The sequence below is a fragment of the Aminobacter sp. P4_D5 genome (assembly GCF_056401815.1).
On the sequence record NZ_JBFUIP010000985.1, the window covers coordinates 1 to 609 of the forward strand.

At 73.6% G+C, this 609-nt stretch carries 1 protein-coding gene; it reads right to left on the bottom strand.

Annotation, left to right across the window (positions count from 1 at the left end; translation table 11 throughout):
* Positions 1-609 (bottom strand): GntR family transcriptional regulator (locus AC1DWF_RS36210; RefSeq protein WP_476843275.1); only part of this gene is annotated, 609 nt, incomplete at both ends.

Sequence of the window (609 nt, forward strand, 5' to 3'; positions counted from 1 at the left end):
CCTCCCCGAAGATGCGAGCGTGCTCGCGGAAGAGTTGTCCAGCCCTGCCGGCGTCGCCCGAGAGCAGCGCGTCCAGCAGCGCCTGGTGCTGCGGCACCAGCCGAATGCAGGAGGTCGGCTTGTCGTTCGCGAAACCGATGAGCATGCGCATCTGCGCCTGCACCCGCTCGTACTGGCCGAGCAGGCGTCCGTGCCCGGCGGCGGCTATCACCGCCTTGTGGAAGGCGAGGTCCGCTTCGTCCGAGGCGGCGACGTCCTCGGCGCGGCAGGCCGTCTCCAGCGCGTCGAAGGCCGCCTGGAGCGGCGCCGGCGAGATGCGCTTTCCGGCCAGCGCCGCGGCGGTCAGCTCGGCGCCCATGCCCTCCAGCGCGGCGCGCAGCGTGTAGAGCTCCCAGGTGTCCTCGGCGGTGAGGCCCACGACCTCCCAGGCGGCGTAGGGGCGCTGGGCGATCAGCCCCTCGGACAGCAGCGTGTGCAGGGCCGAGCGCACCGTGCCGCGGGAGACGCCGAGCTCGGCCGCCAGCTGCATCTCGGTGAGGCGGTGTCCCGGCGGGAAGCGGCGCGAGACGATGGCCTCGCGCACCTCGTCGGTGGCGCGGGATTCCAGGC